General features: G+C 66.7%; 17 protein-coding genes and 1 pseudogene. 12 read left to right on the top strand and 6 right to left on the bottom strand.

The window, feature by feature from the left end:
- Positions 1-5: 5 nt before the first annotated feature.
- Complete coding sequence (locus ACYVD0_RS10545; RefSeq protein WP_460426782.1) at positions 6-410, bottom strand: YkgJ family cysteine cluster protein; 405 nt, start codon at positions 408-410, stop codon at positions 6-8.
- A 173-nt stretch (positions 411-583) separates the two neighbouring features.
- Here ACYVD0_RS10545 and ACYVD0_RS10540 point away from each other — a divergent pair, with 173 nt between their 5' ends.
- The 5 genes from ACYVD0_RS10540 to ACYVD0_RS10520 all read left to right on the top strand — a co-directional run bounded on the left by ACYVD0_RS10540 (position 584) and on the right by ACYVD0_RS10520 (position 5,525).
- Positions 584-3,031: a glycogen/starch/alpha-glucan phosphorylase gene (locus ACYVD0_RS10540; protein ID WP_460426781.1), complete on the top strand. Its 2,448-nt coding sequence runs from the start codon at positions 584-586 to the stop codon at positions 3,029-3,031.
- A 125-nt stretch (positions 3,032-3,156) separates the two neighbouring features.
- The gene (locus ACYVD0_RS10535; protein ID WP_460426780.1) at positions 3,157-4,170 is read left to right on the top strand and encodes a class 1 fructose-bisphosphatase; all 1,014 of its coding nucleotides are present in this window, start codon (positions 3,157-3,159) and stop codon (positions 4,168-4,170) included.
- 163 nt (positions 4,171-4,333) lie between these two features.
- The gene (gene bamE / locus ACYVD0_RS10530; RefSeq protein ID WP_460426779.1) at positions 4,334-4,588 is read left to right on the top strand and encodes an outer membrane protein assembly factor BamE domain-containing protein; all 255 of its coding nucleotides are present in this window, start codon (positions 4,334-4,336) and stop codon (positions 4,586-4,588) included.
- Complete coding sequence (locus ACYVD0_RS10525; protein ID WP_460426778.1) at positions 4,585-5,139, top strand: lipocalin family protein; 555 nt, start codon at positions 4,585-4,587, stop codon at positions 5,137-5,139. The genes bamE and ACYVD0_RS10525 overlap by 4 nt, the downstream gene beginning before the upstream one ends.
- Positions 5,140-5,180: 41 nt before the next feature.
- Complete coding sequence (locus ACYVD0_RS10520) at positions 5,181-5,525, top strand: cupin domain-containing protein (RefSeq protein WP_460426777.1); 345 nt, start codon at positions 5,181-5,183, stop codon at positions 5,523-5,525.
- On the opposite strand, the gene ACYVD0_RS10515 is transcribed toward ACYVD0_RS10520, so the two are convergent.
- The 4 genes from ACYVD0_RS10515 to ACYVD0_RS10500 form a co-directional block, all read right to left on the bottom strand.
- Entirely contained in the window at positions 5,509-5,958 is a 450-nt protein-coding gene (locus ACYVD0_RS10515; protein WP_460426776.1) for a thioesterase family protein, read from the bottom strand. The two genes, ACYVD0_RS10520 and ACYVD0_RS10515, sit on opposite strands and share 17 nt — an antisense overlap.
- Positions 5,955-6,983, bottom strand: coding sequence for a ketopantoate reductase family protein (locus tag ACYVD0_RS10510; RefSeq protein WP_460426775.1), 1,029 nt, complete (start codon positions 6,981-6,983; stop codon positions 5,955-5,957). The genes ACYVD0_RS10515 and ACYVD0_RS10510 overlap by 4 nt, the downstream gene beginning before the upstream one ends.
- A 100-nt stretch (positions 6,984-7,083) precedes the next feature.
- The gene (locus ACYVD0_RS10505; RefSeq protein ID WP_460426774.1) at positions 7,084-7,419 is read right to left on the bottom strand and encodes a DUF2238 domain-containing protein; all 336 of its coding nucleotides are present in this window, start codon (positions 7,417-7,419) and stop codon (positions 7,084-7,086) included.
- Entirely contained in the window at positions 7,416-7,655 is a 240-nt protein-coding gene (locus ACYVD0_RS10500) for a hypothetical protein (protein WP_460426773.1), read from the bottom strand. The genes ACYVD0_RS10505 and ACYVD0_RS10500 overlap by 4 nt, the downstream gene beginning before the upstream one ends.
- Positions 7,656-7,926: 271 nt before the next feature.
- Here ACYVD0_RS10500 and pip point away from each other — a divergent pair, with 271 nt between their 5' ends.
- Both pip and dtd read left to right on the top strand, forming a co-directional pair.
- Complete coding sequence (gene pip / locus ACYVD0_RS10495; protein WP_460426772.1) at positions 7,927-8,892, top strand: alpha/beta hydrolase family protein; 966 nt, start codon at positions 7,927-7,929, stop codon at positions 8,890-8,892.
- Entirely contained in the window at positions 8,892-9,329 is a 438-nt protein-coding gene (gene dtd, locus ACYVD0_RS10490) for a D-aminoacyl-tRNA deacylase (RefSeq protein WP_460426771.1), read from the top strand. The genes pip and dtd overlap by 1 nt, the downstream gene beginning before the upstream one ends.
- Here the strand turns inward: dtd and ACYVD0_RS10485 are convergent.
- Positions 9,292-9,747, bottom strand: coding sequence for a UPF0158 family protein (locus tag ACYVD0_RS10485; RefSeq protein ID WP_460426770.1), 456 nt, complete (start codon positions 9,745-9,747; stop codon positions 9,292-9,294). The two genes, dtd and ACYVD0_RS10485, sit on opposite strands and share 38 nt — an antisense overlap.
- Positions 9,748-9,852: 105 nt before the next feature.
- Between ACYVD0_RS10485 and ACYVD0_RS10480 the strand changes: the two are divergent.
- The 5 genes and pseudogenes from ACYVD0_RS10480 to mdoH (ACYVD0_RS10460) all read left to right on the top strand — a co-directional run.
- Positions 9,853-10,026: pseudogene (locus ACYVD0_RS10480) on the top strand (TerC family protein); the annotation flags it as partial.
- A gap of 192 nt (positions 10,027-10,218) precedes the next feature.
- On the top strand, positions 10,219-11,790 hold the full coding sequence (locus ACYVD0_RS10475; RefSeq protein ID WP_460426769.1) for a glucan biosynthesis protein G: 1,572 nt from the start codon (positions 10,219-10,221) through the stop codon (positions 11,788-11,790).
- Positions 11,783-14,350, top strand: coding sequence for a glucans biosynthesis glucosyltransferase MdoH (gene mdoH / locus ACYVD0_RS10470; RefSeq protein ID WP_460426768.1), 2,568 nt, complete (start codon positions 11,783-11,785; stop codon positions 14,348-14,350). The genes ACYVD0_RS10475 and mdoH (ACYVD0_RS10470) overlap by 8 nt, the downstream gene beginning before the upstream one ends.
- A 699-nt stretch (positions 14,351-15,049) precedes the next feature.
- Positions 15,050-15,526, top strand: coding sequence for an OpgD/OpgG family glucan biosynthesis protein (locus ACYVD0_RS10465; protein WP_460426767.1), 477 nt, complete (start codon positions 15,050-15,052; stop codon positions 15,524-15,526).
- Positions 15,513-18,110 carry a glucans biosynthesis glucosyltransferase MdoH gene (gene mdoH / locus ACYVD0_RS10460; RefSeq protein WP_460426766.1) on the top strand — a complete coding sequence of 866 codons (2,598 nt, stop codon included), beginning with the start codon at positions 15,513-15,515 and terminating at the stop codon, positions 18,108-18,110. Before ACYVD0_RS10465 ends, mdoH (ACYVD0_RS10460) begins: the two co-directional genes overlap by 14 nt.
- The last annotated feature ends 287 nt before the right edge of the window (positions 18,111-18,397 follow it).

Raw genomic sequence — 18,397 nt, 5'->3', positions numbered from 1 at the left:
AGCCTTCAGGCCGGTACCTTCGGCTGCCAGGCGCAGTATCCCGGGCGCGGCCCGATCTGTGGGTGATTGCGGCAGGTATCCGGGCGCTGCTCGTAAAGGGTGCACAGACGCGTGCGCGGCTCCAGGTAGAGGCAGTCGCCATTGCTGTGGCGGGAGAGGGTGAAGATTTCCCGCTTGTGGTTGAAGTGCTCGACAATGCCGGCCTTCATCAGTCGGCGGGCGATCTGCTTGGCCGGCTCGTCCTGCTCGAAGGCGTCCGCCAGGCCCATGCGGATCAGGTCGCCAAGGCGCACCTCTACCGGCAGGCTGCAGCAGGTCGCCTGGCAGTCGCGACACAGGCTCGGGCGGTAGCGGACCCAGGTTTCCAGGCGGTCGGGGTCGGCGGGGGCGAGGATCGGCGGCTTCTTCATCGGTCCGGAGCATCGGCAGGGGGCGCGCGATGATAGCGGCAAATCCGCTTGTCGGTGCATCCGTCTGGCGGTTTCGCCCGCTTTGTGCATGCTTGATCAGGAGAGTGCACGGCTGTTGCGCCGTCGAGGGACGAATCCCTGTCCCGCCACTGCCATCCAGCGAGATTGCCGTTATGCCCGAGCTGTCGTCTGTTCCCGAAGAAGTCGCTGCATTCCGCGCGCGGATCGTCGACAAGTTGAAATATGCGGTGGGCAAGGACCCCGAGCACGCTGCCGATTTCGACTGGTTCGAGGCCGTCGCCCTGGCCGCCCGTGATCATCTGGTGGAGATCTGGATGGACCACACCAGCCGCGCCTATCGCCAGGACCGCAAGCGCGTCTACTACCTGTCGCTGGAGTTCCTCGTCGGACGCATCCTCCTTGCCAGCCTGAGCAACCTCGGCCTGCTCGAGGTCGCGCGTAGCGCGCTGGCCGAGCTGGGCGTCGATCTGGAGCGTATCCGCGAGCTCGAGCCGGATGCGGCGTTGGGCAACGGCGGCCTCGGCCGGCTGGCGGCCTGCTTCATGGAGAGCATGGCGACTCTCGGCATTCCCGCCTACGGCTACGGTATCCGCTACGACTACGGGCTGTTTCGCCAGACCATCGTCGACGGCTGGCAGCAGGAGCAGACCGAGACCTGGCTGGAGTTCGGCAACCCCTGGGAGTTCGAACGGCCCGAGGTCAGTTACCGGATCAGCTTCGGCGGCAGCGTGGCCTGCGTGGGCGGCGTGGGCGGTCGACAGTGCCACGTCTGGCAGCCGGCCGAGGAAATGCGCGCCATCGCCTACGACACGCCGATCGTCGGCTGGCGTCGGCACAGCGTGAACACCCTGCGCCTGTGGCGCGGGCGGGCCGAGACCGACCTGCACCTGGAGCGCTTCAACGCCGGCGACCACCTCGGTGCGGTGGCCGAGTCGGTGCGCGCCGAGAGCATCTCGCGGGTGCTCTACCCGGCGGACGACACTGCCGCCGGCCAGGAGCTGCGCCTGCGCCAGGAGTACTTCTTCGTTTCCGCCTCGCTGCAGGATCTGCTACGCCGGCATATCAAGCAGCGCGGCAGCCTGTTCGACCTGCCCGAGTACACCGCCATCCAGCTCAACGACACCCACCCGGCGATAGCCGTGGCCGAGCTGATGCGGCTGCTGATCGACGTCCACGACCTGGCCTGGGACAAGGCCTGGGAGCTGACCGTGGCGACCCTCTCCTACACCAACCACACGCTGCTCCCCGAGGCCCTGGAGACCTGGCCGGTGGCACTGATGGAGCGCCTCCTGCCACGTCACATGCAGATCATCTACCTGATCAACGCTCAGCATATCGACCACCTGCGCGTTCAGGGTATGCACGACTTCGACCTGCTGCGGGCAGTCTCGCTGATCGAGGAGGAGCACGGTCGGAGGGTGCGCATGGGCAACCTGGCGTTCCTCGGCTCGCACAGCGTCAACGGCGTCTCGGCGCTGCACACCGAGCTGATGCGCAAAACCGTGTTCGCCCAGCTGCACCGCCTCTATCCCGAGCGGATCAGCAACAAGACCAACGGCATCACCTTCCGTCGTTGGCTCTACCAGAGCAACCCGCGGCTCACCGCGCTCTTGGTCGGCGCGCTCGGTGAGGGTCTGCTGGACGATCCAGAGAATCTGCTCGGCGGGCTCGAGGCGCAGGCCGGGCAGAGCGCCTTCCACCAGCACTTCCGCGCCCAGCGCCGGCACAACAAGGAAGTCCTCGCTGCGCTGGTGCAGGAACGCCTGGGCATCGTCCTCGATCCCGAGGCGCTGTTCGACGTGCACGTCAAGCGCATCCACGAGTACAAGCGCCAGTTGCTCAACCTGTTGCACTGCGTGGCGCTCTACCAGGCGATCCGCGACGAGCCGGGGGTGGACTGGGGGCCGCGGGTGAAGATCTTCGCCGGCAAGGCGGCGGCCAACTACCACCAGGCCAAGCTGATCATCAAGCTGGCCAACGACATCGCCCGCACGGTGAACGGCGACCCCACGGTGCGCGGCTGCCTCAAGGTGGCTTTCCTGCCCAACTACAACGTCAGCCTGGCGGAGGTCATCATTCCGGCAGCGGACCTCTCCGAACAGATCTCCACCGCCGGCATGGAAGCCTCCGGGACCAGCAACATGAAGTTCGCCCTCAACGGCGCGCTGACCATCGGCACCATGGACGGTGCCAACGTGGAGATGTGCGAGCGCATCGGCGCCGAGCACATGTTCATCTTCGGCCTCGGTGCGCAGCAGGTGGAGGCGCGCCGGCGCTCCGGCGAGCTGGGCGGCGCGGCCGCCGTGGCCGCCTCGCCGCGACTGTCCGAGGTGCTCACGGCGATCCGCAGCGGGGTCTTCTCGCCGGACGATCCGGGGCGCTACGCCGGGCTGGTCGACGGGCTGCTGCACCATGACAATTTTATGGTCTGTGCCGACTTCGAGGCCTACTGGCAGGCCCAGCGCGAGGTCGAGGCGCGCTGGCGCGTGCCGAGCCAGTGGTGGCACTCGGCGGTGATGAACACCGCGCGGATGGGCTGGTTCTCCTCCGACCGCACCATCCGCGAATACGCCCGCGAGATCTGGCGGCTGCCGGCGTGAGTCAGTCTGTCGCTTCGCCCGCGGGCGAAGCGCTGAACCTGCGCCGGCCGTCCCGGTCTGAAAGAGGCATCGTCCACCCAGTCGCGCTAAGATGCGCGGATTGTCCATCCCCCGGAGCCATTTCCATGTCCCGCGTAACCCTGAGCCGCTATCTGATCGAGCAGACCCGCAGTAACAATACCCCGGCCGACTTGCGCTTCCTCATCGAGGTTGTGGCGCGTGCCTGCAAGGAAATCAGCCATGCGGTGTCCAAAGGCGCGCTGGGCGGGGTGCTCGGCAGCATGGGCACCGAGAATGTGCAGGGCGAGGTACAGAAGAAGCTCGACGTGATGTCCAATGAAATCCTCCTGGAGGCCAACGAGTGGGGCGGCCATCTGGCCGGCATGGCCTCCGAGGAGATGGACAATGCCTACCAGATCCCCGGCAAGTACCCGAAGGGCGCCTACCTGCTGGTGTTCGACCCGCTGGACGGCTCGAGCAACATCGATGTCAACGTCTCGGTTGGCACCATCTTCTCGGTGCTGCGTTGCCCGGACCAGTACCTGAGCCAGAACGACAGCCTCAACGAGCAGGCCTTCCTCCAGCCGGGCACTTGCCAGGTGGCCGCCGGCTATGCCATCTACGGTCCGCAGACCATGCTCATGCTGACCCTCGGCGATGGCGTCAAGGGCTTCACCCTCGACCGCGAGCTGGGCAGCTTCGTGCTCAGCCACGACAATCTGCGCGTGCCGGAAACCACCGTCGAGTTCGCCATCAACATGTCCAATCAGCGCCATTGGGAGCCGCCGGTTCAGCGCTACGTGGAGGGGCTGCTGGCCGGCAAGAGCGGCCCGCTGGACAAGAACTACAACATGCGCTGGATCGCCTCCATGGTGGCCGACGTGCACCGTATCCTCACCCGCGGCGGTATCTTCATGTATCCGCGCGACGCCCGCGAGCCGGAGAAGCCCGGCAAGCTGCGTCTGATGTACGAGGCCAACCCGATGTCCTTCATCATCGAGCAGGCCGGCGGCTCCGCCACCAACGGCACCCAGCGCATTCTCGACATCCAGCCCGAATCCCTGCACCAGCGGGTGGCGGTGTTCCTAGGCTCGAAGGAGGAGGTCGCACGCATCACCGACTATCATCAAAAGGACTGATCCCCGCTCCGGGCTGCCGTCGCCGGGCGGAGGCGGCAGCGCTCCGATTGTGGCCAGGTCGGCATTTTCCGCCGACTCCGCTTCTCTCTTGTGGACCTCCGGCGCCAGTCGGGGGTGCTGTTGTGTCAAGCTTGCCGCTTCTCCCTTGCCAGGATTTCCATCGATGTTGCGTCGTTTCGCCCTGCTGTCCCTCTGTCTCCTGCTGGCCGCCTGCAACGACAAGCTCAACCAGGAGAACTATTCCCGGCTCAAGCCCGGCATGACCCGGACCGACGTCGAGCAGTTGCTCGGCAAGCCCACCGACTGCTCCGGGGCCTTCGGCTTCTCCAGTTGCACCTGGGGCGACCAGCAGACCTTCATCAGCGTGCAGTACGGCGGCGACAAGGTGCTGCTGTTCTCCGGGCAGGGCCTGCGGTGAAACGGGCCGGGCCGTGGCGTTCGCTCGGCCTGGCCGGACTCGGCCTGCTGTTCGGTGGCTGCGCCTACTGGGGCAGGGAACCGCCGCGCACGGTCGGCCCGCTGGATCTCGAACGCTACCAGGGCACCTGGTACGAGCTGGCGCGTCTGCCGGTGCCCTTCCAGAGTCGATGCCGCCAGGCCGAGGCCCATTACCGCCTGCTGGCCTCCGGCGATTTGGCCGTGCTCAACCGCTGCCGCACGGCCGCTGGCGAATGGCTGGAAGCCCGCGGCACGGCCAGGCCGCTGGAAAGAGGCCGCACCGACCGGCTCTGGGTGCGCTTTTACAATGTTTTCGGTTACCGTTTCCCGGTCCTGGCCGAGGGCGATTACTGGGTGCTGCATGTCGATCCGGAGTACCGCCTGGCCCTGGTCGGCAGCCCCGACCGCGAGTTCCTGTGGATACTCTCCCGCGACATGACTATCGCCCCGCAGGATCGCGAGCGTCTGCTGAAACTGGCCCGCGAGCAGGGCTACGATCTCGAGTTGCTGATCTGGCGACCCGAAGACTGAGAGCTTCCGGCCACAACCGCGTACCGCCGCAAGGAACATTCATGCCGTCCCGCCACAATCTCTTCCAGCCGCTGCCCGACGCCTCGGCGGGCGAGTGCTTCGACGACCTGCTCAGCCTGCCCGGCTGCCGGCTGGAGCGCATCGTCTCCCAGGGGCAGGCCAGCCCGCCGGGCTTCTGGTACGACCAGGACTGGGACGAGTGGGTGCTGCTGCTGGCCGGCAGCGCGGTGCTGCGTCTGGCCAGCGAGCCGCAGCCGATCGCCCTGGGCGTGGGCGATCATCTGCTGATTCCGGCTGGCGAGCGCCATCGCGTCGAGGCCACCGATCCGGCCGGCCCGACGGTCTGGCTGGCGGTGCATGTCCCGGGCGCTACGTCAGCCGGTTGATCTCCGGGAAGCGTGCGGCGAACGCCTCGGGAATCGGCACCACCTTGCCGGCGCGGTAGTCGAAGAACACGAAGCCGTACTTGGCCAGGGCCACGAGGGTGCCGTCGGCCGGACGGCTGACGCGGAACACGATGTCGCCGCCGTACCTGTTGAAGTCCGCCAGGCCCACCTCGAACAGCAGCCGGTTGCGGGCCTGGGCCTCGGCCTTGTAGAGGGTGGCGAGGTCGGTGACGATGATTCCGGGGCCAGTGGTTTCGGCGCCGCTGTCGTCGATGCCGTGGGTGAACAGGAAGCGCGAGCGCGCCTCGGACAGCATCGAGACCAGCGCGTCGTTGCCCAGGTGCCGGGCGCCGTTGATGTCGCTGCTGCGCACGCTCATCTCGGTGCGGTAGAGGAAGGCATGCTCGGGGAATTCCAGGTGCAGTCGGGTCATGGAGTGCTCTCGGGTCTGGGGATGGGTGTTCGAGTCTGCCGGGGGCGGCCCCGGCTGCTGCAGAAGCGCGCCAGGGCGATGATCTCGCGGCTGCGCGGCAGCGGAATGTCCAGCCTGGCGGCCAGCTCGAGCACGGCATCGCCGATCGCCGCCAGCTCCAGCGGGCGTCCTCGCGCATGGTCTTGCAGCATCGAGGTGCGCGCTGCGCCCATGGCGGCGCCGCGCTCGAGAAAGCCCGGCGGGTCGAGTTCGAGCCGCGCGCCATAGGCGGCGGCGACGAGCAGACCCTCGTGCAGCAGGCTGCAGACCAGCTCGTGCAATTCGGGGCTGGCATAGACCTCCTCCAGGGTGGCGCCGCTGATCACCGACAGTGGGTTGGAGGTAAGGTTGGCGATGATCTTGGTCCACAGCGCGTCGCGGATGCGCTCGGTCGCGCGGGCCTCGATGCCGGCCGCCTCGAGCAGCGCGCGCAGGCGCTCCAGGCGTTCGCTCGGGCGGTTGTCCGGCTCGCCGAAGACCATCTGCAGCGGATTGGTGGACACGGCCATGCCGGGTGCCGGGGACTCGGCGGTGATGAACGCCACGCAGCCGATGAGGCGTGGCGGGGCCAGGCGCGCGGCGAGCCGTCCGCCGGGATCGACTGCCTCGACGTGTTGTCCGGCGAAACGCCCGCCCTCGCCCAGGAAGTACCACCAGGGCACACCGTTGACCACTGGCACCACCAGGGTATCACTGTCGAGCATGGGCTCGATGTCCGGCAGCAGCGCCGGCAGATCCTGGGCCTTGGTGCAGAGAAACAGCAGATCCTGCGCGCCGAACGCTGCGCCCCGGTCGCAGGCATTCACCGCTGCGCAGTGGTTGCCCTGCCGATCGGTCAGGCGCACGCCGTCGCGGCGCAACGCCGCCAGGGCTGCACCGCGGGCCAGCAGGTTGACGGCCCGGCCGCTGCACGCCAGACGCGCGGCCAGCGTGCAGCCGATGGCGCCGGCGCCGGCAATGCCGATGCGTGGGAAAGAAGCTTCCATGTTCCACTCCTGTGGCGACAGCGCTGTATTGGGCACCGCGATGAGTCCGCTTTGCATCAAGCGTAGCCGGCTCCGGATTCGTGGGAGAGGTCCCGGTGCTTCAGGCCGCCGAGCCCCTGCGCCGACCGATCCGCCTGGGCAGTCGGCGCAGCCCCAGGGCGGCGAGCGCCCCTGGCGTGGCCAGTGCGGAGTCCTTCTGGGCGTCCCAGTCGTCGCCCAGGGTGCCGAGGAAGGTCGTGCCCACTTCCGGGCTGACGACCAGCGTCGTGAGCATTTCCAACTGCTCGTGGAAGGCGCTCATGGCCATCACCAGGCCGAGGACGAGACTGTCCAGCCAAGCCCCGCGCAGGCCAGCGCGGCGCTCCAGTAGCTCGCGCAGCGGGCACGCCAGCAGCAGGCCGAGCATCAAGGTCAGCTGGTGCGATGCTCCGCTCATGGGCTGGTCCCGGCGAGCGGAGGGTGCCGGCGCCGCACCAGCCACTTGCGTGCCTCTTCCAGCATCAGCAGGCTGGCGAAGAAGGCCAACCCCGCCGCCGGCCACAGCATCAGGGCTAGGCAGTGCACGAGCGGGCGGGCGAACTGTGGTCTGAGGGATTCGACCGAGCTGAGGCCACCGTTGCTGCTGTGCCGGCTGGACAGGGCGTCGTGCACGTCGAGATAGGCAATACTCACCGCTGTTTTCCCCGCGCGGCCGTCAAGGCGCCGGGGGCGTAGGGCAGGGCGCATGGCGCGGCTGCTCCGTGGCGCACTGGGCATTGGCGTTGCACGGCAGCAGCCGGCGCTACGCTTGGAGTCAACATTAGGCAGGGGCGTGGCGCTTTGCAAAAAAGCGTAGCGGCGGGCGGGAAATTTCGCCTGATTTGGCGCATGCCCGCGGCACTTTTCGACGTTATGATGCCCGCTACCCCGGGACGGATGGTCCTGTTCAGCTTTGGAGCGGAGCATGCAAACCTTGTATCCAGAGATCAAACCCTACGCCCGCCACCAGCTGGCGGTGGATCATCCCCATGAGTTGTATGTCGACGAGAGCGGTTCGCCGGACGGCCTGCCGGTGGTGTTCATCCATGGCGGGCCGGGGGCGGGGTGCGATGCCATGAGCCGGCGTTTCTTCGATCCGAATCTGTACCGCATCGTCACCTTCGACCAGCGCGGCTGCGGGCGTTCGACGCCCCACGCCAGTCTGGAGAACAACACCACCTGGGATCTGGTGGCGGACATGGAACACATTCGCAAGCATCTGGGCATCGACAAGTGGGTGCTGTTCGGCGGCTCCTGGGGTTCGACCCTGGCGCTGGCCTACGCCCAGACCCATCCCGATCGGGTCCTCGGACTGATCCTGCGCGGCATCTTCCTGTGCCGGCCGCAGGATTTCCACTGGTTCTACCAGGAGGGCGCCAGCCACCTGTTCCCGGACTTCTGGCAGGATTACCTGGCGCCGATCCCTGCCGAGGAGCGCGGCGATCTGATGCATGCCTACTACAAGCGCCTCACCGGCAGCGACGAGATCGCCCAGATGCAGGCAGCCAAGGCCTGGTCCGGCTGGGAGGGGCACACCGCCACGCTGCGCCCCAATCCCGACGTGATCGAGCGTTTCCACGAGCATGCGTTGTCGATCTCCCGTATCGAGTGCCACTACTTTGTCAACGACGCCTTCCTTGCCCCCGACCAACTGCTCCGCGACATGCCGAGGATCGCCCACCTGCCCGGGGTGATCGTGCATGGCCGCTACGATGTGGTTTGTCCGTTGGATAATGCTTGGGAGTTGCACCGCGCCTGGCTGAACAGCGAGCTGCAGATCATTCGTGATGCCGGGCACGCGGCCAGCGAGCCGGGTATCGCCGATGCCCTGGTGCGCGCCACCAACGAACTCGCCCAGCGCCTGCTCGGCGTGCCGCCCGAGGAGGCCTGATGAAGGCGCTGATCCAGCGGGTCGCCGCGGCCCGGGTGACGGTTGCCGGCGAGGAGGTCGGCGCCATCGGCCAGGGCCTGCTGGCGCTGGTCGGTATCGAGCCGCAGGACAGCCAGGAAAGCGTCGGGCGGATGCTCTACCGGCTGCTCAACTACCGGGTGTTCGCTGACGCCGAGGGGCGCATGAACCTGTCCCTTGCCCAGGTCGGCGGTGGCCTGCTGCTGGTCTCGCAGTTCACCCTCGCCGCCGATACCAAGAGCGGCCTGCGCCCGAGCTTCTCCAGCGCCGCCCCGCCGGCCCAGGGCCAGGCACTTTTCGAGGCGCTGCTGGCGCTGGCCCGGGAGCAGCACCCGCAAGTCGCCGGCGGGCGCTTCGGCGCTCAGATGCAGGTCGAGCTGGTCAACGACGGGCCGGTGACCTTCCTGCTCGAGACCTGAGTTCGTTCGCCGGCTCCAGGCCGTTGTCTTCCAGCCATTCCAGGGCGTATTCTCGCAGCCGCCGCTGCCGGTAGGCGTGCCAAGCCTCGCGCATCCGGGGAAAGTGTTCCAGTCCGTAGTCGAAGGTGCGCAGCGGCCGGCGCCCGCTCAGGGCGCGGCTGAGCAGGGGGTGCGCATGGGGATCGGGCTGGGTGTAGAGAAAGTCCTCGCGCATCGCCAGGCTCTGCGCGCCGGCCAGGGGGGCGATGGGCAGGTAGCGCTGCGGCTGCACGTCATACTTCTCGACACTACCTGGGATCGGCGCCTGCGGGCCGACCGCGAGAATCTCGCCGGTGTCCAGGTCCAGGTAGTGATCGACGGCTTCGTCGCCCTCCAAGGCATTTTCCAATCGTTGCAGGTCAATGGTCAGGGGAAGCATGGCGATCTCCAGCAGAGGGGGACGATGCCTCAGCTTAACGGTTGCCGGGAAGGGCGCGGCAAGGCCCGACGGGTGGCCGGCCGTGCCGGATTCTATTTCGTCATGGCGATGGTCTTCCGCTTCGGCTACCTCGAGTACGCGCTGGCGCTGGTGTTCATCGGCGGGAAGATCTTCCTGGCCGGGATCATCGGCAAGTCTCCGGCCTGGATTTCCCTAGCGGTGACCCTCGGGCGGCTGTTGGGCGGAGTGCTGGTTTCCCTGGCGAAGACTTCCCGCTAGCTCCGAATCGGAACGGTATCTCTCTGCGGGGATCTAATGTTCCGTGTATCGGAATTTTCACCTGCTGGTCAGAGTCAAGCTGGCGTGTCAAGGCGGAACTCAGTTATTAGTACTTCGGTCCCACTTGCTGGTCTCTTGGCGCCGCCCTTACAAGCAGCGCCTTTATTTTTATATTAGACAACAGGAGGATTCGTGTCTTCTCAGTCTGTTCTAACTGCACCACGCAACTACCTGCATAGCTTGTTGCTGGCAGGGACTCTCATCCTGGCGCTGGGGCCCGCCCCGGTCTGGGCCTTCGGCCTCGACGATGTGGCTGAAGAAGCGCAGAGCCTGGCCGGTGAAAAATTCACCGCTCCCGTCAGTAACCTGCCTCCCGAGTTCGGCAACATGAAGTTCGCCGACTACCAGCAGATCCGCTTCCGCGAGGACAAGGCCCACTGGTCGGACAGGAAGACGCCGTTCAAGCTGAGCTTCTACCACCAGGGCATGCACTTCAACACGCCGGTGAAGATCAACGAAATCGCCGGCAACCGGGTCGCGGAAATCCCCTATGACCCCGCGCGTTTCGATTTCGGCGCCCTGAAGTTCGACCAGAACGCGACCAAGGATCTGGGCTACGCCGGGTTCCGCGTGCTCTATCCGATCAACGGTGCGGACAAGCACGATGAGATCACCACCTTCCTCGGCGCCAGCTACTTCCGCGTGATCGGCAAGGGCCAGGCCTACGGCCTGTCCGCCCGTGGCCTGGCGATCGACACGGCGCAGCCGTCGGGCGAGGAGTTCCCGTACTTTCGCGAATTCTGGATCGAGCAGCCAAAACCGCAGGACAAGCACCTGGTGATCTTCGCCCTGCTCGACTCGCCGCGTGCCACCGGCGCTTACCGCTTCGTGCTGCGCCCGGGCAGCGACGCCGTGGTTGACGTCAAGGCCCGCATGTTCCTGCGCGACAAGGTCAGCAAGCTGGGCCTGGCGCCGCTGACCAGCATGTTCCTGTTCGGCTCCAGCCAGCCCCCCGCACAGCACAACTACCGTCCGGAGCTGCACGACTCCACCGGCCTGCAGATCCATGCCGGCAATGATGAATGGATCTGGCGCCCGCTGAACAACCCAAGGCACCTATCGGTGAGCAGCTACAGCGTGGAGAACCCGAAGGGTTTCGGCCTACTCCAGCGCGGCCGCGAGTTCTCTCGTTATGAGGACCTGGACGACCGCTACGACCTGCGTCCGAGCGCCTGGATCGAGCCGCAGGGCGAATGGGGCAAGGGCAGCGTCCAACTGGTGGAAATTCCCACGCCGGACGAGACCAACGACAACATCGTCGCCTTCTGGAGCCCGGCCAGCCTGCCGGAGCCGGGCCAGCCGCTGGACTTCAGCTACCGCCTGCACTGGACCCTCGACGAGCCAGCGTTGCACGATCCGAATTCCGCTTGGGTCAAGCAGACCCTGCGCTCGGTGGGCGACGTGAAGCAGAAGAACCTGATCCGCCAGCCGGACGGCAGTACGGCGCTGGTCGTCGACTTCGAGGGGCCTTCGCTGAAGGCGCTGGCGCCGGACGCGCCGGTCAGCACCCAGGTCAGCACCGACGACAACGCCGAGGTGAAGGAGAACAGCCTGCGCTACAACCCGGCCACCCAGGGGTGGCGCCTGTTGCTGCGGGTCAGCGTCAAGGATCCGAAGAAACCGACGGAGATGCGTGTCGCGCTGGTCAACGGCGAGAAGACCCTGTCCGAAACTTGGAGCTACCAGTTGCCCGCCAATGAATAATCCGACTCCCCCCAAGGCTCCGCTGGCCGAATACCTCGAACATCTGCCGCTGGACGCGACGGAGCGCGAGCGCCTGGCGGATGCCGGCTCGCTCAGTGAACTGCACCAACGGCTGGCCGGGGACTCCCCGGTGGAGGCCGGCGATGCCGCCCTGGCCTCGGCCTCCCGGCGCCTGGCGCTGGGCTGCGGCGGCGAGCCGGGCGAGGCCGGCATGCCCGGCATGGACGCCGCTGGCCGTGCCTGCCTGGCAACTGCGCCGCCGATCCGGCGCACCAAGGTCATCCCCGAACCCTGGCGCACCAACGTGCTGGTGCGCGTCTGGCGACGGCTCACCGGCCGCCAGAGCCCACCCAAGCCGACCCGCGACCTGCCGAAAGCACGCTGGCAGCGGGTCGGCTCGCTGCGCCGGCTCATCCTGTTACTGCTGATGCTGGGCCAGACCACCATTGCCACCTGGTACATGAAGGACATCCTGCCCTATCAGGGCTGGGCCTTCGTCGATCTCGCGGAAATCACGCGGCAGAGCTGGCTGCAGAGCCTGCGGCAGGTCTTGCCGTATGTCATCCAGTTCGGTGTGCTGTCCCTTTTCACCGTCCTCTTCTGCTGGGTCTCGGCCGGCTTCTGGACTGCCCTGATGGGCTTCTGGGAACTGCTCACCGGGCGTGACCGCTACCGCATCTCCGGCAGCAGCGTGGGCAACGAGCCGATCGCCGCCGAGGCGCGCACGGCCATCGTCATGCCGATCTGCAACGAGGATGTGCCGCGCGTGTTCGCCGGCCTGCGGGCCACCTACGAATCGGTGGCCGCCAGCGGTGAGCTGGACCGCTTCGATTTCTTCATCCTCAGCGACACCAACTCGGCGGACATCGCCGTCGCCGAGCAGCAGGCCTGGCTCGAACTGTGCCGCGAAACCGGCGGCTTCGGGCGCATCTTCTACCGTCGCCGGCGGCGCCGGGTGAAGCGCAAGAGCGGCAACATCGACGACTTCTGCCGGCGCTGGGGCAGTCAGTACCGCTACATGGTGGTGATGGACGCCGACAGCGTGATGAGCGGCGAGTGCCTGACCAAGTTGGTGCGGCTGATGGAGGCCAATCCCGAAGCCGGCATCATCCAGACCGCACCGAAGGCATCGGGCATGGACACCCTCTATGCACGCATGCAGCAGTACGCCACCCGCGTCTACGGTCCGCTGTTCACCGCCGGCCTGCACTTCTGGCAACTCGGCGAGTCGCACTACTGGGGGCATAACGCGATCATCCGCATCAAGCCGTTCATCGAGCACTGTGCGCTGGCACCGCTGTCGGGCAAGGGAGCCTTCGCCGGGGCGATCCTGTCCCACGACTTCGTCGAGGCCGCGCTAATGCGCCGTGCCGGCTGGGGCGTGTGGATCGCCTACGACCTGCCGGGCAGCTACGAAGAACTGCCGCCGAATCTGCTCGACGAGCTCAAGCGTGACCGCCGCTGGTGCCACGGTAACCTGATGAACTTCCGCCTGTTCCTGGTCAAGGGCATGCACCCGGTGCACCGCGCAGTGTTCCTCACCGGGGTGATGTCCTACCTGTCGGCGCCGCTGTGGTTCTTCTTCCTGGTGCTGTCCACCGCACTGCTGGCAGTACACCAGTTGATGGAGCCGCAGTACTTCATGGCGCCGAAGCAGCTCTTCCCGATCTGGCCGCAATGGCACCCGGAACGCGCCATCGCGCTGTTCTCCACCACCCTGACCCTGTTGTTCCTGCCCAAGCTGCTCAGCGTGATACTGATCTGGGCGAAGGGGGCCAAGGCCTACGGCGGCGTGTTCAAGCTGACCTTGAGCATGCTTCTGGAGATGTTCTTCTCGATGCTGGTGGCGCCAGTGCGCATGCTTTTCCACACCCGCTTCGTGATCGCCGCCTTCCTCGGCTGGTCGGTGCAATGGAAGTCGCCGCAGCGCGACGACGATGCCACCTCCTGGAGCGAGGCAGTGCGCCGGCATGGCGGACAGACCCTGTTCGGCATCGCCTGGGCGCTGCTGGTGGCCTGGCTGAACCCCCGCTTCCTCTGGTGGCTGTCGCCCATCCTGGGCTCGCTGATACTGTCCATCCCGGTGTCGGTGATCACTAGCTGGGTCAAATGGGGTCTGCGCTCGCGCCACTGGAAGCTGTTCCTCATTCCCGAAGAGTACGACACGCCGCAGGAACTGCGCGCCACCGATGAGTACACCCGAGAGAACCGGCGGCAGGCACTCAGGGACGGTTTCATCCGGGCGGCCGTCGATCCGCTGCTCAACGCCCTGGCCTGCGCCATGGGCACGGCGCGGCACGGCACGGCCAGGGTGGTCGAGACGCTGCGCCACGAGCGCGTGGAGCAGGCGCTGGCCGTCGGACCGGAACAGCTCGACGGCGAGACCCGTCTGGCCCTGCTGAGCGACCCAGTGGCACTATCGCGCCTGCACCTGCGGCTGTGGGAGGAGGGCCAGGACAACTGGCTGGTGCCGTGGCGGCACTCGCGGGGTCGCCTGTACCGGAGCAGTGCTGCCAGCGAGGCAACGTCGGAGGTCGATGGAGCGCTGCTGGCGAGGTAAGGGGCGGAAGGCGGCTGCCATACGATGGCGCCGCCGGCCCGCGCCTCGAGCCGGCTCTGGGCGTGTGCGATATTCCTGAACGGCGCTTTGCTTGGCCGGAGGCGGTAGGAGTGCGGGGCGGGTACGCTCAGAGCGGAGTGCCAGTGCGGTTTCCACGCACAGAATATCTTGCCCGACTGCACGGGGGCGGCCTGCGCGCCCTGTACTTCGCCTTCGTCGCGATGATCCATCGCTTCGACCATCAAATGTGCTGGTGCCTCCCGGGCGTAGCCCCTTGCGCTGCTGCCCGGCGGGGTGCCGGTTTCCTTGGCGAGGACGGGTAGGCAATCCGGCCGAAAGCGCCGAGTTTTCTTCCATGCCTTTGCTTCATACCTGAGATCTGCGGCTGTTATCCTGCCTGTCAGGGCGCCACTCATCGCCTTTTTTCGGAGTCTCGTGAAGGATTTGGAAGAATATCTAAGTGATTGAATCAAAGGAAAAATCAGTAATTTGCGACTTTCCGCGCATCTCGGATTTTCTCTATTTTTTCAATAGGTTAGAGTGGCCGGCCGCCGAGCCCTGCCATCCCCCCTTTTGCCATGCCCGAGCCTTGCGCAATGACGATCGACGATCGCTTCATGCCGCGGTCTGCTGCTGGCCGGCTCCACCCTCTACCTGTGCGGATCGGCCGGCCGGCCGGGCAAGGGGGCTCCGGGCAGCGTGGAGCTGGTGGAGATCCCTACGCGGGATGAAACCAGTGACAACACCGTTTCCTTCTGGAGCCCGGCCAGCCTGCTGGGCTTTGCCTGTCGCCTGCACTGGGCGCAGGACGAAACAGCGCTGCATCCCCAGGATTCGGCTTGGGTCAGGCAGACCCTGCGCTCGATGGAGGAGCTGAAGCAGCGCGATCTGATCCGTCAGGCCGACGGCAGCACTTTCCTGCTGGTGGACTTCGAGGGGCCGGCGCTGCGGGTGCTGGCACTGGATGCACCGCTCGCCAGCCAAGTCAGCATCGACCATAACGGCGAACTGCTGGAGAACAGCCTGCGCTATCACCCGGCCATCCAGGACTGGCGCCTTACCCTGCGCCTAAAAATCAAGGACCCGCAGCGGCCGGTGAAGATGTACGCCGCACTGATCAAGGACAACCGACGCTTGACCGAAATCTGGAGCTACCAGTTGCATGCCAAAGAATAATCGAATCTTCCTCCAAGCTCCGCTGGACGAATACCTGCGGCATCTGCCGCTGGCCGCGACGGAGCGCGAGAGCCTGGCCGATGCCGGCTCGCTGGCCGAGCTGCACCGCCGGTTGGCCAAGGACGCCCCGGCGAAAATTGGCGACGCCGCTCTGGCCTCGGCTGGCCAGCGCCTGGCCGAGGGCTATGGCGACGAGCTGGCCTCGGCCGGGGTGCTCGCCATGGATGCAGCCGGCCATGCCCGCCTGGCGGCCGCGCCGCCGATCCGTCGCACCCGGGTCATCCCCGAGCCCTGGGGCTGCAACCTGCTGGTGCGCGCCTGGCACCGACTCACCGGCCGCAAAACTTCGCCGCAGCCGTTGCGCGACCTGCCGGAGGCGAGCTGGCAGCGGACCGCCTCGCTGCGCCGACTCGTCCTGCTGCTGCTGATGCTGGGCCCGACCGCCCTGGCCACCCGCTACATGATGGACATCCTGCCGTGCTGCGACTGGTCCATCGCCACGCTCGTCCAGTTTGTCGAGGGCGTTCCGCCCAGTCCCTGGCACAGCCTGGGCACGGCGCTGCCTTATCTGCTCGAGGGGTGCGTCCTGAGCCTCTTCGCTCTGCTCTTCGGCTGGGTGTCCGCTGGCTTCTGGACGGCGGTGATGGGCTTCTGGGAGCTGCTGCGCGGCCGCGACCGCCACTTCATCTCCGCGGCTGGCATTGGTGCGGCGCCGATTCCTGCCGAGGTACGCACGGCCATCGTCATGCCGATCTGCAACGAGGACGTGCCGCGCGTGTTCGCCGGCCTGCGGGCGACCTACGAGTCGCTGGCTACCAGCGGCGAGCTGGAGCGCTTCGATTTCTTCATCCTCAGCGACACCAACTCGGCGGACATCGCCGTCGCCGAGCAGCAGGCCTGGCTCGAGCTGTGTCGCGAAACCGGCGGCTTCGGGCGCATCTTCTACCGTCGCCGGCGGCGCCGGGTGAAGCGCAAGAGTGGCAACATCGACGACTTCTGCCGGCGCTGGGGCAGTCAGTATCGCTACATGGTGGTGATGGACGCCGACAGCGTGATGAGTGGCGAGTGCCTGACCAAGCTGGTGCGACTGATGGAGGCCAATCCCGAGGCCGGGATCATTCAGACCGCGCCGAAGGCCTCGGGCCGCGACACTCTCTATGCGCGCATGCAGCAGTTCGCCACCCGCGTCTACGGCCCGCTGCTGACTGCCGGCATGCACTTCTGGCAGCTCGGCGAGTCGCACTACTGGGGGCACAACGCGATCATTCGCGTCAAGCCGTTCATCGAGCACTGCGCGCTGGCGCCGCTGCCGGGCAAGGGCGCCTTCGCGGGGGCGATCCTTTCCCATGACTTCGTAGAGGCGGCGCTGATGCGCCGTGCCGGCTGGGGCGTCTGGGTCGCCTACGACCTGCCGGGCAGCTACGAGGAACTGCCGCCGAACCTGCTCGACGAGCTCAAGCGCGATCGCCGTTGGTGCCACGGCAACCTGATGAACTTCCGCCTGTTCCTGGTCAAGGGCATACATCCGGTGCACCGCGCGGTGTTCTTCACCGGGGTGATGTCCTACCTGTCGGCACCGCTGTGGTTCACCTTCCTGCTGCTCTCCACCGCGCTGATGGCGGCGCACCAGATGCTGACGCCGCAGAGTGCCGCCAGCGCATCGGGGCCGTTCCCGGTCTGGATGCCCTGGTATCCCCAGGAGGCTATGCTGCTGTTCTACAGCACCCTGACCATGCTGGTGCTGCCCAAGCTGCTCAGCCTGGTGCTGGTCTGGGTCAAGGGGGCCCGCGCCTATGGCGGGGCGATTCGGGTGACCCTGAGCGTGCTGATGGAAATGTCCGGCTCCATCCTGCTGACGCCGGTGCGAATGTTCTTCCACAGCTGCTTCGTGATCGGCGCCTTCCTTGGCCGCTCGGTGCAGTGGAAGTCGCCGCGTCGTGACGACGGCTCTACCTCCTGGGGTGAGGCGCTGCGCCGGCACGGCGCGCAGACCCTGCTCGGCGCCGTCTGGGCGCTGCTGGTGGCCTGGCTGGACCCGCGCCTCCTCTGGTGGCTGGCGCCGATCGTCGGTGCCCTGACGCTGTCCATCCCGGTATCGGTGCTCTCCAGCCGGGTCGGTCTGGGCCGGCGCCTGCGCGAGCTGAAGCTGTTCCTGATCCCCGAGGAGCACGATACCCCGGCCGAGCTGCGTGCCACCGAGCGCTATACCCAGGAGAGCCGCCGGCGCGCGCTGGGCGGCGCCTTCGTTCGGGCAGTGGCTGATCCGCTCGGCAACGCCCTGGCCTGCGCCATGGCCACGACGCGCCACGGCCAGTCGGCGGCGATCGAGCGGCAGCGTGCGGAACGCGTGATCCACGCCCTGGCCGCCGGCCCCGAACGGCTCGACGACCGGGCCCGGCTGGTCCTGCTCGGCGACCCGGTAGCCCTGGCGCGCCTGCACCTGCAGCTATGGGAGGAGGGTTGGGAGAACTGGCTGGCGCCCTGGCGGCGTTCGCTGGGCGGCCTGTACCGGAGCAGCCAACGGCCTCTGGCTGTAGTCGGCGAGACGAAGCCGGCATCCGACGGCGTGCGGCTGGCCGGCTAGAGCAGTTTCACCTTATTCGAGTCCGCCTTTTGGGGCGATCAGGATAACGATATGCGTGGATGGCCGCTCCGTAGGTCGGGTTAGCGTAGCGTAACCCGACAGCCTGCCCGGCATTGCCCGTCGCGTCGGGTTACGCCCTGCGGCTAACCCGACCTACAGTTGCAGCAGTGATCTGGTATTTGATGAAAATGCTCTATGGCCTGTTAACACTAACGTAGGGCCTCAGCGATAAGAGCCACAGTGATGAAGGCGGCGTACATGAGGTCAAGCTTGTCGTAGCGCGTGAA

This window comes from Azotobacter armeniacus (assembly GCF_054779355.1).
The sequence above is the reverse complement of the archived record's forward strand: the minus strand, read 5'-3'. Positions and strand labels throughout refer to the sequence as shown.